Raw genomic sequence first — 12,473 nt, 5'->3', positions numbered from 1 at the left:
GGGCTATACGGCCAGCGCAATGCCAAACAGAACCGCACAAAAAAGACTCACGATCGCCATCAGTCCAGCGGGCATGAATTTGTTGGTTTTGCGGAAGCGCAGGCCAAAGATGATGAGAAGCGCGATCGCCAGGCAGACGGCCAATCCTATCCCAGCGCTGTAGCTGTTGCTCAAGGCGATCCACCAGGCGATCAGCAAAGCCGCACCGCTGATCAGCCCCGAAATGAGGGAGGGTTTACTGCGGGCTTTTACATAGCCCATCACCCCGCCAGCTATCGCCAGCACGGCGTAGAGCAAGAGCACCCAGGGGGCGATCGCCACGATCAAAAAGAGCATATTCGCACTTCAGCAACGTCTTGCTTCAAGCGTACTGCCTTAGTCGGCTTCCTCGCGATCGTGCCAGGGGGCAAACACAGGCAGCAGCATTAACCCTGGCAGAGCGGCGAGCAGGGTAATGCCAAAGAATAGAGGCCAGCCCTGCTGAGTGGCCCCTGCCAAAGCGGGTATGGCAGCAATGTTGGGGTTGCTCTGCACAAACTGCTGTAAGCGCTGGGCAATTTCGCCACTGGCGGGGCCAGCGATCAGATCGCGCCCGACCGCCATCAGGCTAGAGAGCAGGGCAAACTGGGTGGCCGAAAACCGGGCGTTGCACAGGCTCATCAGAAAGCCCACAAAGCCCGCCGTCCCCAGACCGGCGCAAAAGTTTTCGACGTTGATGGCCAACACCATGACCAGGTAATTTTTGCCGACGATCGCCAGAATTAAATAGCCCAGATTGCTCAAGGCCTGAAGTCCGCCAAAAATCCACAGAGAGCGGTTGATGCCTAGCTGACTGAGGGCCGCCCCGCCTGCCAGGGTGCCGACAATGGTGGCCACCAGCCCCAGCCCCTGACGAATGGTGCCAATGTCAGTATCCGAAAAACCCAATCCCTGGTCGCCCAGAAAGGGAATGGCCATTTTCGCCGTCAGGTTGTCGCCCAGCTTGTAGAGCAGAATGAACAGCACCACGGCGATCGTCCGCTGTACCCCCAGACGGCTAAAAAACTCGCCAAAGGGCTGCACTACCGCCTGCTTTAGCGAGTCGGGCGGGTGCACGGTGCGTACTGGCTCCGGTGCCCACAGCGAGACCAGCACCCCCAGCCCCATCAGCCCGGCCATCACGCCGTAGACCCAGGGCCAGGTAATGCGATCGGCCAAAATAAAGGCCATCGCCCCAGTCAGCAAAATGGCAATCCGGTAGCCCAAAACATAGGTGGCAGCCCCGGCCCCCATTTCGCGCTCCTCTAGCACATCGGTGCGGTAGGCATCGATGGCGATATCTTGGGTGGCGCTGAGGAAGGTAATCCCCAGGGCGATTAGGGCGACAAGTTGCAGCACCGAGGCTGGGGTGGGCGAGGGGCCAGTGGCGATCGCGGCCATTTGCAGGGCGAGAATTGCAATCCCCACCACCAGTCCCAGTTGCCCGATCACCATCCAGCCCCGCCGTCGGCCCAGGCGGGGGGGGACGAAGCGATCGAGAAAGGGTGACCACAAAAATTTGAGCGAGTAGGGCAGGCTGATCAAGCTAAACCAGCCGATAATGCGCAGATCGAGCTGAGCCTTTGTCATCCAGCCCCGAAAGGCGTCGTCCATCAGGGCGTAGGGCAACCCCGAGGCAATGCCCAGCAGCAGAATGGCCGCCATCTTGCGGCTTTGAAAAACCCGAACTAGGGACTGAGTAGCTTTCACGATTTTGCAGACCGGATGTTGGCTGGGGATGACATCAGAGCAAGATACTAGCAGATTAGGTCGCTTAGCTCGGGATTGCCTTTGCCAGTCCAGCCGGTGGCTAGGTGTTGTGTAGCAGTCATGCCGTTTCCTCCTAGCTGGTTTGAGGTTTAAGCACTGGGAGCAAACCGCAACTCCATAGTTGCGGTAGTGGGCCAGCTAAGTGGGGTTTTGAGGCCTTCTCGTCCTTACAAAGCCGTTTTTAAATGCAGCGAGAGTGTCGGTTAGGAAGTCTGCGGTGAGGGGGCAACAGGGAAAGATGCTAGGCGATCGCCCACGCTCACATTCAACTTGCCTCACCCCATAGGGCACAAGAATCTTCAGCTATCACCACTAGCGCTTTGATTTCAGCGGCAATTAAACCCTAAGGGGGCCGGTTGTTCTTATCGGTGAGAGCTTGGCCTGTCTGCGTTTGACGCTGCCGGGACGATTTTGCGACGGTCTGGCGACGGCCCCTTTTCTAATCTGAGAACAAGTTAAACCAACGGCTCGAGGGCACCGACCCAACCAGCCATGGCAGCCCCCATTTATCTCAGGAGATCTGAATGACCGCAGCAACCGTTCCGAAATATAGCTACCAAGCAATTCTCAAAGATGCCGCGCGGGTAGCTTGGCAAGTGGAAGACCTAATTGGCCCCGATCGCCCCCTCGACTTTACCCGACCCTTTTTGCCCGAAGCGCTGGTGCAGGCCAAGGCAATTTCGGGCCTCGATGCCAAGGCGGCCCTAGCGCTCAACCACATTCGCAGCAACAGCTATCTGCACCTGTTTGGGCTGGTGGAAGAGTTCATTCTGCCCCTGGTGGTTGACCATGCCAAAGCTTTGGGCTGCTATGACATCGTGGCCACCCAGGCTTACCTGGGCTTTGCCGCCGAAGAAAGCAAGCACATTCGCCTATTTCGTCAGTTTGCGGCGGCCTTTGAGGCCGGATTTGGCCATCGCTGCGAGGTAATTGGGCCACCCCAGGCGATCGCCGATTTCGTGCTCAGCCACAGCCCCCTAGGTGTGGCTCTAGTGACCCTGCACATTGAGTGGATGAGCCAGCGGCACTTTTTAGAAAGCGTTCGTCACCAGCAGGATGCCCTCGACCCGCAGTTTTGCAGCCTGCTGAAGCACCACTGGCAGGAGGAGGCCCAGCATGCCCGACTAGATGCTCTGATGGTTGAGTCGATGGCCCAAACCATGGATGACAGCGGCATCGCTACCGCCATTGACGACTACATCGCCATCATTCGCTACCTCGATCAGGGCTTTAAAGCCCAGGTGCAGCTCGACATCGCCAGCCTGGTGCGGGTCACTGCGCGCACTTTTTCTGCCCCCGAACGGGATGAGATGCAGCGCATTCAAGAGCGGTCATACCAGAACGCATTTTTGATCGCGGGCATGACCCATCCCAACTTTGAGCAGAGCGTGCGGGCCTTGAGCGCGGCAGGATCTGCCCAAATTGCGGCCCTGGCCCACGAGTTTTTTTCGGACGACGACCCATAACACAACGAAATGGCTGCGGTCATTTCACGGCTTTGACTGTTTTTTATTTCCAAAATTAAGGAGTTTAATTATGACTACGACCGAGCAGGTTTACACCATCAATGGCTTTGCCCCCAGCGGCGTCACTGAGCTAGTTGCCGCCATTCAGCAGGATGCTGCCCAGGCGCAGATGGCCTTTCATGCCGCTACGACGTGGGTAGACGGCACGCGATCGCTCACCCGCATGACCTCCTTCGACTGGGCTGGGCAGCCCTACGCCCGCAACTTCTCGCTCACCATCGACGAACCCGAGGAACTGGGCGGCACCAATATGGGACCGAACCCTCAGGAAGTGCTGCTGGCGGGCGTAAACTCCTGCATTATGGCTACCTTTGTAGAATTTTGTTCTGTAGAAGGCATTCGGCTAGAGAAAGTGGAAATCCACAGCACCGGCACCCTCGATGTGCGCGGCATGCTCAAGCTGGATGAATCCATTCAGGCCGGGTACCAGGATATGCGCTGGACGCTGACCGTGAAAGGCGACGCTACCCCTGAGAAATTCCAGCAGATGTACGAGGCGACGATCGCCTCCTCACCCAACTTCTGGAACCTGGCCAACCCGGTCAAGATCGTGCCATCCCTCCAGGTCGAAGCTTAAACCTGGCTCAGGTCGGTCTGCCCGAAGTAGTCGTGCGGGCTGCGCGCTCGCACGATTGCGTCTCCTCCGTTATTGATTGCCGTTGAGGAAACTGCGATGAAAGCATCCACCTCCCTGCCCCAACCCCCGTATTCACCATTAAATCCAGTTAGCCAGCAAACACCCCAGCCCACCTGGGCAAGAGAGTGGTTATGGCAGCGCTTGAAAACCCTGTTTGCGGCCATAGCGGGCAGCACAGCCCCTCAAATTCGGCTGCTGCGGGATAAGCCTTTGAGCTGGCGAGCCTACGACCCGGTCTCTAGGCAGACGACCTACTTTACCGGCGAAGATGAGCTGCGACAGTGGTTAGAGCAGCGCTACTATCGTTAGATACCTTGTCCCTATGCCATCAATATTTAGATAACAGATACTTGGGATAAAGTGGCACGCTTCTGCCTGTTTTGAATGCTTTGCATTGAGCTATTTGGGACGTTCGCCTGGTTGACTTCCAAGCCGGGGAGCTTGCCTTGGGCGCAGAGCGATCTGGCCTACCTGCTACTCCACCACACCCCTCAGCTGCGCCAGCCCATTGCCGCTGCGCTCTGACCCGACTACCTGAAACCCAGGGCAAGACTAGACTACGGCGAGAGCTTCACCGCCTCAAGCACACCCTACCTGAGGCAGAGCAATATCTCAGCATTCAAACCAAAACGTTACAGTGGCTACCCACCAACCCCTACCAGCTCGACGTGGCCGAGTTCGAAGCCTCTCTGAAAGCGGCGGCTCTGGACCAAGCCAAGTTACCGCCGAACTGCATAGGCCTAGACTGCGGCAAGACTAACCTGACAGTGCCTCCGCTCCGCTCTAGGGAGTAGAGCGATCGGGGCTCAGCCCTAGCTCCGCGCAGTGCTCGTTGCTGATGTCGCCGTTGGCCATGCGAGTGTTGCAAAACCGAGCAGTGCTGAGATCGGTGCGATTGAGATTAGCGTCTCGCAGGTCGGCGTCGGTGAAGATGGCCCCCGCCATCTGGGCATCGCGCATCAAAGCCTGACGCAGGTCGGCCCCGGTGAAGTCGGCCCCCGCTAGCTGAGCACCAATAAAGTTGGCCCGAAAAAGCTGGCTGTGGGTAAAGGTCGCGTTGGTCAAATCGGTTGCCGACAGACTGGCGTGGTTGAACACGGCTCTATCTAGGCGGCTGTTGCTGAGGTCGCTGCCGTACCAGTTGCTGTTGCGAGCTTCGGCACGCTCTAAATTGACGTTAGCAGCGTTTACATCCTGGAGTTCACTGCCGGTGAGGGTAGCCTGGCTGAGATTGGCTCCGGCCAGGTTGGCTCCAGTCAGGTCAGCGGCGCTAAGCACCGCCTGTTGCAGGTTGGTCTGGCTCAGGTCAGCCTGGGTGAGCTGGGCGCGGGGCAAGCGGGCCTGGCGCAGGTTGGCCCCCGATAGGTTGGCGTTGGTCAAGTCGGCATCTTCGAGATTGGCGCGAGTCAGCACGACACCGCTGAGGTCGCAGGCAATGCAAATACGGCTAATCAGCAATTGCCGCAGGGGGTCATTGGCGACACCGGGTGCAGCCATCGCCAGGGCGAGGCCAACCGCTGCGGCTACCCCCGTGGGCCGGAGGATTCGGCATAGGTCTGTGCGGTGTGCCATGGCGTGCAATTCCAATAGGTTTGGCTTAAAAGATCTACGATCAAGTTTATAGATTGCCTCTACAATGTGTCAGCATCTTCTGGCTTCCCTGGTTCCCAAAGCCAGTGAGCATGCTAGTTATTAACGCCCAGGCAGTCGAGATGCTGCTGCTCGCTCTCGGTTAGTTTGACGTCATGGCATCGACACCGGCTTCATCGCCCCTGAGATCTCGTCACCGGCAGCGCCCTGGGCCTAGCCAGGTGAAACCTTGGGAATGGTTTTGGCTAACGACCTGGGTGCTCTTGCTCACCGGGTCGGGAATATTTTGCGGCTGGGCGCTACTCTGGCTGACGCGGATTCCGCCGCTGCCCGACTGTGAGCAGATTACGCCCTTTCACTCGGCTAGCGATCTGCTCTATTGCGCTAAGGCCCAGGCCCGCACGGGGGAACCCAACAATCTAGTGCAGTCGGTGTTGCTGACCGCCAACTGGCCCAAAACCCAGGCCAACTACGACGACTCCCAAGAAATTTTGAAGGATGCCTCGGAGCAGATTTTGGTGCTGGCCAACCGCTGGGTGCAGGCGGGCAAGCTCGATGATGCGGTGGCCCTGGCCGATCAAATTCCTCTAAATACACCGCTGCGTAAGCCAGCCCAGTCGGTGATCTTTGAGTGGCGGCAAGACTGGGAGCAGGGCCGAGCCATTGAGGCTAAGCTGAGGCCCGCCCTCGCTGCCAGCGATTGGGAGCTGGCCAAGACTCACCTGCAAGAGTTCAAAGCCCTCAAGACCGACTACTGGCTGACGACGCGGTATGTGTTCTGGCAGCGGCAGTTTCAGGTGGAGCAGCAGGGGTGGAATCAGCTTTTGCAGGCTCGCGAGCTGGCGAAAACCAACCAGATTGAGAATCTGCGCCAGGCGGTAGTGCTGGCCCGCGCCATCGATCTGCGCGCCCAGGTGTGGCAGGCGGCAGAAAGCGATGTCGATCGCTGGAGTAAGACCGTGCTAGATGTGGCGCTCCAGCGCTGGGACGTGGGCAATCGCGCCGGTGCCCTAGAGCTGGCCAGCGTGGTACCCCCCACCCCTGATCTGGCCCCCGACGCCCAGGCACTGCTATCCCTCAGCCATGCCCAAACGCTCGCTAGCCAGGCTGAGCCCGTGGGTCAAGGCCTAACCCCACGCTACAGCCACTTATTTGGGCTGTTGGAAGCTATCAGTGCCGTCAATCAGCTCCCAGCAGACAGTTCCTACTCAGAGGCTGCCCTATCCTCAGAGGAGCAGTGGGGCGAACAGCTCACCGACCTGAGACAGCTAAAATTTAGCGATATGGTAGCCAGGCTAGGGCAGCGCACCACCTACGAATGGGCCATCCGCCAAGCCCAGCGGGTAGAGACGGGGCGACCCCGACGCATTCAAGGGCAGACGCTGATTGCTCAATGGCAGTTTAATCTACAGCGCATTGAAGACCGCCCCATCTTGCTCGAGGCCCGCAGCCTGGCCCGACCGGGAACCATTGGGGCGCTGCAAACCGCCATTGCCAAGGCCAGTGAGATTGAGCTAGGGCGAGCCCTGCGGGTGGAGGCTCAATCTCTGGTCGCCGAGTGGCAGCAAGAAATTCAGGTGATCGAAGACCGGCCCCTGCTCGATGCGGCGGTAGCCCTAGCCAATCAGGACAAGCTGCCCGAGGCGATCGCCGAGGCGAATAAAATTAAGCCCGACCGCGCCCTTTACAGCCGTGCCCAGGGGCTGATCCAGGAGTGGACGTCCACCATTCAAATTGCTGAGGACAAGCCGATTTTGGATGAAGCCAAGGATCTGGCCTACGGCGGCAGCCTGTCGGCAGCGATCAACCTGGCTAGTCAGATTGGGCCAGGGCGAGCGCTCTACGATGAGGCCAGGGCGGCGATCGCCCTCTGGACAGCCGAGCGGGCATACATCTGGTCGATCTGGGAAGCTGAGGGTCGCCCTGTGCCCGGCGGCGGTAGCGACTCAGACGACAGTCCTTCCACCGAGCCCCAATGACGACGGCCCCCCTGCGACTCATGCTGGTAGACGAAGACCCGGTGTTTCGCCTGGGCCTACGTATCTGGCTGGAGCAAACCGCTGGCTACGCCGTGGTGGCCGAAGCCGCTCAGGCCGACGATGCCCTGGCGATCTTGGCCAGTCGAGCTAGCCTGGAGACGCGATCGGACGTCTCCCCCGACTGGGCTCCGCAACCTGCCCCTGACTGGGCCGACGATTGGGCCACCCAAGACCCTAGCCGTCACCCCGACATCGACTTGGTGATTCTCGATCTGGGTTTGGGGGCGGGGCGTCCCGACCAGCTACCGGGGCTGCGCCTCTGTGCCGACATCAAAGCGCGCTACCCGACTCTGCCAGTGCTGGTGCTCAGCGCCCAGACCGAACCGGTGCTGGCCGCCGCTGCCCGGCAGATGGGGGCCGATGGGTTTGGTGCCCGCAGTATGGCCGTGGCCGATCTGGGTCGGCTAATTGAGCAACTGGTCGCGCCTGGGCCGCAGCCAGCTAGGGGCCTGCGCCCGATCGCAGGCGGTCAGCGCCCTCCCCCGGTTATCTTGCGGGAGGACAGACCGGGTTCACCTGCACCGCGCCCCAATGCCCTGGCCGCGCTGCGCATCCGTATGCGGCTGTCGTCGGTGCAGCAGATTGAAGCAGTGATGGCCCAGATCGAGGCCGAACAGCGGCGCGGGCGCGGGTCACTGCTATCGGAGGCGGTGCTGGCCGGGCGCTACCGTGAACTGCGAGCGGCCCGCTGGCTCGTGCGTCGGCTGCTGGCTACTCCTAACTTTTCTGACCAGTGGCAACCGATCGATCGCTCCGTTGTTCGCTCTCGATCGGGGTCGGGAGAGCTGACTCCTCCCCGCCGGAGCGAGAGGCCGCCGTTGTCACCGTCTACTAGGGTTAGACCCGTGCAGCAGCCGGGGGATGGATTGGCCATTCCGGAACGGATCACCTCGCGAATCGCTAGCAGCGATCGCCTAGCCCTGAACCAGGGCGACCTGGCCACCCTGGTGTTTGAGCGCGTGTTTCGCAAGCTGCAGGGGCTGCTAGACAACACCAGCGATGTGCCGCTGGAGTCTGATATTCTGCGCGACGACAAAAAGCGAGAGCTGCTCTATCTGGTGCTACGCAAGGTTGAAGATGCCCTCGCCGATCTCCGTGAGGCGCAGGTACTGCCGGGGCAGCTAACCGAAAAAAGCTCCCTCGTGCTGCACGACCTGTGGCAGGCCACTGTCACCGATTTCTTTGGTCGCTACTACACCCTCCAGGTCGATACCCTGGAGCAGCCCGTGGTGCCGACCCTGCTCACCGAGGCCCCGGTGGTGCAGGCGGCAATTTTAGACCGGCTGCCCCTGGTGCCGATGCTGCTGGGGCATCTGCTGTTTAACGAGTCGATGGCGGTGGACAGCAGCCTCTACCAGGCCGCAGCCCCCGAGGCGATGGCCCGCAGCCAGGAGCTGCTAGAGCACCTGGTGATTCAGCTGGCCAACGCCGTGGTGCAGCCGCTGCTCAACCATTTCGCCGACGTGGAACTGATGAAGAAAAACCTCTACCACCGCCGCCTGATCACCAGCCGCGACATCGAGCGCTTTCGCAACGATCTGTCCTGGCGCTACCGTTGGGACGGACTGATCAATGAACCCCGAGCGATTTTTGAGAGCCAGCATCGGCTGTTTGGCTTTACTGAGCGGGGCATTCAGCACCAGACGATCTATGCGCCCCGCCGGGAGGAGCTAGAGCAGCTTTCGGGCCTACAGCGGGCAGTGACCCTGGCGGTGGAGGCTCGCGATGCGATCGCCCCTCGATTTCGCTCCGCAGTTTCGCTGGTAGGCAGCGGTATCGTATATGTGCTGACCGACGTGATTGGCCGGGGCATTGGGCTGATTGGGCGGGGCATTTTGCGCGGGGTCGGCGGTGCCTGGCGCGACCCTCGCTACCGCCGCGATGCCCAAGAAAGCAACCTGCGAGACTAAGCTGTGACTCCTAGTACCTCAACTTTGTTCCAGCCACCGAGGGTGCCAGTGCTAGCAATCGCTCCAACGGGTCATCCAAAATTTACTTTTTTTTGGGACAATCAGCAGGTGCAAGCTGCTTACGAGGGATTTACAGGTATCTATGGCACCTATATCAGCTCACCCTGGCTGGGCTGGTACAGTGTTTCATGGTTGTTAGCGGCAAAGATATGTCGTCGGTTTGCTGGCTTTTCCACCTAATCAAAGGAGTTAATCCCCGCCTATGAAGTCGAGCTTGGCGCTGTTTGCTGAGCCTGTTCTGGCTAACGCCAGACGGCTGCTGTGGTTAAGCCTCTGGCTGCTGTGCATACCGATGGCGGTATACATTGCTGCTCTTGACTACGGTCATAGCCTGGGGATATTGCAATGGGCTCTACTGGCCGTTTCACTGATTGGTCTGGTGATCATCAACGCCGAAACCGCCGTTGTGATCTACAGCAGCCGTCGGTCTAACCCCTGGTTTGATCGAGGATTGCTGCAGCGCTGGTGCCGGGTGCGGCAGCAACGGCTGTCGTCTGTGGTGCCGGAGTCGCTACCGCCCCAGGGCGCCCTGCCCGTGGTTTCGGTGCCCCTGGTTTCAACGCCCTTTGTCTCGGTGCCCTTTGTCTCGGTGATTGTGGCGGCCTACCTGCCCAACGAGCAAGACATCATTGAAGACACCCTGCTGCACTGGTTGACTCAAGTGACGCCGCCGGCCCAGGGATGGGAAATTATTTTGGCCTACAACACCCCGACGCGGCTGCCGGTAGAAGACCGCTTGCAGGTGCTAGCGCGGCGCTACCCGGCCCTGGTGCTGCTGCCCGTCCCCCACAGCCACTCCAAGGCCGAAAACCTCAACGCCGCCCTCCAGGTGGCGGCGGGGGAGATGACGGGCATCTTTGACGCCGACCACCATCCGGCGGCCGACTGTCTCAGCCGGGCCTGGGCCTGGCTGTACCAGGGCCGTTACGACGTGGTGCAGGGACGCAACATTATTCGCAACGCCCAAGATAGCTGGCTGACCCAGCTGATTGCGGTGGAGTTTGAGTGCATCTACGGCATCAGCCACTACGGGCGATCGCTGCTGGCTGACACAGCCCTATTTGGCGGCTCTAACGGCTACTGGCGCACCTCGGCCCTGCGCCACCTGGGCTTTCACCACACCCGCCTGACCGAGGACATCGACGTGACGGTGCGGGGCCTGTTGGGGGGCTGTCGCCTGGTGCATGACCCGGCGATCGTCACTACCGAGCTGGCCCCCGACAACCTGCGGGGACTGTGGTTTCAGCGCCAGCGGTGGAGCCAGGGCTGGCTGGAAGTGGCGGGGCTGCACCTGGGTCGGGTGGCGCGATCGCCCCGGTTAGACGCCGTGCAAAAGCCCTACTGGGTGCTGATGCTGCTCTTTAGTCAGTTTTTTTACCCGCTGGTGTGGCAGGTGGTGCCGATGCTGCTCAGCATTCACCTTAGCGGCCGCGATCGCGACCTCGATTTTGAAAACCTCAATCTGGTGCTGATGGGGTTGCTGACTTTGAGCGTGGTGCTGCAAGTGGCGGTCGCGATGCTGCTGCGCCCCAAGGAGTCGGCCTATACCCGTCGCCACGGTGTGCTCTACTGCCTGCTGTCGCCGGTTTACTTTTGGCTTAAGGCGCTGATTGGCATGGTGGCGGTGGTTAACCACCTCAGCGGTAGCCGGGTTTGGCGGGTCACTGCCCGCACCAAGAGCAAGCCCAACCGGTGGATGGTGGCCCTGCGAGGGGCGAAGTAGTGAAGCTGCCACAAGGGGCTTAAGCCCCTTGCGAGGCCGCGAACGATGGCAGTTGTAGAAGACCCAATAACTAGATCTTTACAGTGGAGCAATGCTGGCATCGAGGCTGCCTAAACTGGGAGAAAGCCGAGCTGTAAACAGATATGGAAAGCAAATGGATTAGCCGCAACGGAGTTCGCCTTTTCTCCGAGTCTTTCGGTACTCCAGACGATCCACCCATCCTATTGATCATGGGAGCGATGGCCTCAGCCGTGTGGTGGCCAGAGGATTTTTGGGCGTTGCTGATCAGCAGTATGATTTGCCCCCCTAGCCCCCCAATTCTGGGGGGAACCGGACGACTTCAAAGTCCCCCAAACTTGGGGGTTGGGGGGCCGACGCAGCAACTGTTGCTTTTGCAGATTCATACCTCAATTCAGCAACGCCGATTTTTGCTCTCAGTTGGCTGCTTTAGGACGCTATGTGATTCGCTACGATCATCGAGACACTGGGCGCTCGACCAGTTACGAGCCAGGGCACATTCACTATGCTGTAGAAGATCTAGCAGACGATGCTTTTTGTGTTCTCGATGGCTATGGACTTCAGAGCGCTCATTTAGTAGGGATGTCGTTGGGAGGCTTCTTGGCTCAACTCATGGCGCTCAAGCATCCCCAACGCGTCAAAAGTTTGACGTTAGTTGCCTCGGAACGCTTGGCTGACACCGATCCAACAATGCCAGGAATTGCTCCATCTGTCCTTGAATACCATACAAAAGCCAGTGAACTGGATTGGGCAGACCGCGAGGCCGTGATTGACTATCAAATTGGTGCGTGGCGACTGCTTTCTGGTTCAGCCCATCCCTTTGATGAGTCAGCCATCCGTGAGTTAGCTGTGGCTGACTTCGATCGCACCCCCAATCTCATGACAACCTTTAACCATGCCTTGCTTCAAGGTGGAGAACAATGGTTTAACCGCCTTCACGAAATCGCTGTACCGACTCTGATTATTCATGGCACAGAAGATTGTGTTTTACCCTATGCCCACGGCTTGGCGTTGCAAGCAGAGATCCAGGGGGCTGTATTACTACCGTTAGTTGGAACAGGGCATGAACTGCATCGCGATGACTGGTCTGTTGTTCTTGACGCGATAGGAAAGCAGACTGAATCGCAGTGAGATAGGGCTATACAAAAAAATCCCCTTTTCTCAACTGAAGAAAAGGGGATT

At 59.3% G+C, this 12,473-nt stretch carries 11 protein-coding genes; 8 read left to right on the top strand and 3 right to left on the bottom strand.

Features of this window, described 5'->3' with window-relative positions; genetic code table 11:
- Window positions 1–3: 3 nt before the first annotated feature.
- Both H6G07_RS12690 and H6G07_RS12685 read right to left on the bottom strand, forming a co-directional pair.
- Window positions 4–336: a TMEM14 family protein gene (locus H6G07_RS12690; protein ID WP_073608536.1), complete on the bottom strand. Its 333-nt coding sequence runs from the start codon at window positions 334–336 to the stop codon at window positions 4–6.
- 39 nt (window positions 337–375) lie between these two features.
- On the bottom strand, window positions 376–1,728 hold the full coding sequence (locus H6G07_RS12685) for an AmpG family muropeptide MFS transporter (RefSeq protein ID WP_073608537.1): 1,353 nt from the start codon (window positions 1,726–1,728) through the stop codon (window positions 376–378).
- A 584-nt stretch (window positions 1,729–2,312) separates the two neighbouring features.
- Here H6G07_RS12685 and H6G07_RS12680 point away from each other — a divergent pair.
- The 4 genes from H6G07_RS12680 to H6G07_RS12665 all read left to right on the top strand — a co-directional run bounded on the left by H6G07_RS12680 (window position 2,313) and on the right by H6G07_RS12665 (window position 4,745).
- Window positions 2,313–3,254 carry a hypothetical protein gene (locus H6G07_RS12680; RefSeq protein ID WP_073608538.1) on the top strand — a complete coding sequence of 314 codons (942 nt, stop codon included), beginning with the start codon at window positions 2,313–2,315 and terminating at the stop codon, window positions 3,252–3,254.
- A 70-nt stretch (window positions 3,255–3,324) separates the two neighbouring features.
- Window positions 3,325–3,891, top strand: coding sequence for an OsmC family protein (locus tag H6G07_RS12675; protein WP_073608539.1), 567 nt, complete (start codon window positions 3,325–3,327; stop codon window positions 3,889–3,891).
- Window positions 3,892–3,987: 96 nt separating this feature from the next.
- A complete protein-coding gene (locus tag H6G07_RS12670) occupies window positions 3,988–4,260 on the top strand; it encodes a hypothetical protein (RefSeq protein ID WP_139297033.1) in 273 nt (90 codons plus the stop codon).
- Window positions 4,261–4,397: 137 nt separating this feature from the next.
- Window positions 4,398–4,745, top strand: a complete 348-nt coding sequence (locus tag H6G07_RS12665) for a hypothetical protein (RefSeq protein ID WP_139297034.1) — start codon at window positions 4,398–4,400, stop codon at window positions 4,743–4,745.
- Here H6G07_RS12665 and H6G07_RS12660 read toward each other — a convergent pair.
- Window positions 4,735–5,523: a pentapeptide repeat-containing protein gene (locus H6G07_RS12660; RefSeq protein WP_084173132.1), complete on the bottom strand. Its 789-nt coding sequence runs from the start codon at window positions 5,521–5,523 to the stop codon at window positions 4,735–4,737. The two genes, H6G07_RS12665 and H6G07_RS12660, sit on opposite strands and share 11 nt — an antisense overlap.
- Before the next feature lie 173 nt (window positions 5,524–5,696).
- On the opposite strand from H6G07_RS12660, the gene H6G07_RS12655 reads away from it, so the two are divergent.
- From H6G07_RS12655 to H6G07_RS12640, 4 genes are all read left to right on the top strand, one after another.
- A complete protein-coding gene (locus H6G07_RS12655; RefSeq protein WP_139297035.1) occupies window positions 5,697–7,520 on the top strand; it encodes a hypothetical protein in 1,824 nt (607 codons plus the stop codon).
- Window positions 7,517–9,490 (top strand): DUF3685 domain-containing protein, encoded by a 1,974-nt coding sequence (locus H6G07_RS12650; RefSeq protein WP_073608542.1) that lies wholly within the window; start codon window positions 7,517–7,519, stop codon window positions 9,488–9,490. The genes H6G07_RS12655 and H6G07_RS12650 overlap by 4 nt, the downstream gene beginning before the upstream one ends.
- Window positions 9,491–9,752: 262 nt before the next feature.
- Complete coding sequence (locus H6G07_RS12645; RefSeq protein WP_073608543.1) at window positions 9,753–11,273, top strand: glycosyltransferase family 2 protein; 1,521 nt, start codon at window positions 9,753–9,755, stop codon at window positions 11,271–11,273.
- A gap of 363 nt (window positions 11,274–11,636) precedes the next feature.
- The gene (locus H6G07_RS12640; protein WP_084173134.1) at window positions 11,637–12,422 is read left to right on the top strand and encodes an alpha/beta fold hydrolase; all 786 of its coding nucleotides are present in this window, start codon (window positions 11,637–11,639) and stop codon (window positions 12,420–12,422) included.
- The last annotated feature ends 51 nt before the right edge of the window (window positions 12,423–12,473 follow it).

It is taken from the genome of Phormidium tenue FACHB-1052 (assembly GCF_014696675.1).
GTDB lineage: Bacteria > Cyanobacteriota > Cyanobacteriia > Phormidesmidales > Phormidesmidaceae > Nodosilinea > Nodosilinea tenuis_A.
This window is presented reverse-complemented; position numbering and strand designations above follow the sequence as displayed.

Excerpts from the sequence above, each read along its gene's own strand:
- H6G07_RS12690 (WP_073608536.1), bottom strand. The coding sequence starts at position 336 with ATGCTCTTTTTGATCGTGGCGATCGCCCCCTGGGTGCTCTTGCTCTAC.
- H6G07_RS12660 (WP_084173132.1), bottom strand. The coding sequence starts at position 5,523 with ATGGCACACCGCACAGACCTATGCCGAATCCTCCGGCCCACGGGGGTA.
- H6G07_RS12670 (WP_139297033.1), top strand. The coding sequence starts at position 3,988 with ATGAAAGCATCCACCTCCCTGCCCCAACCCCCGTATTCACCATTAAAT.
- H6G07_RS12675 (WP_073608539.1), top strand. The coding sequence starts at position 3,325 with ATGACTACGACCGAGCAGGTTTACACCATCAATGGCTTTGCCCCCAGC.
- H6G07_RS12650 (WP_073608542.1), top strand. The coding sequence starts at position 7,517 with ATGACGACGGCCCCCCTGCGACTCATGCTGGTAGACGAAGACCCGGTG.
- H6G07_RS12655 (WP_139297035.1), top strand. The coding sequence starts at position 5,697 with ATGGCATCGACACCGGCTTCATCGCCCCTGAGATCTCGTCACCGGCAG.
- H6G07_RS12645 (WP_073608543.1), top strand. The coding sequence starts at position 9,753 with ATGAAGTCGAGCTTGGCGCTGTTTGCTGAGCCTGTTCTGGCTAACGCC.
- H6G07_RS12680 (WP_073608538.1), top strand. The coding sequence starts at position 2,313 with ATGACCGCAGCAACCGTTCCGAAATATAGCTACCAAGCAATTCTCAAA.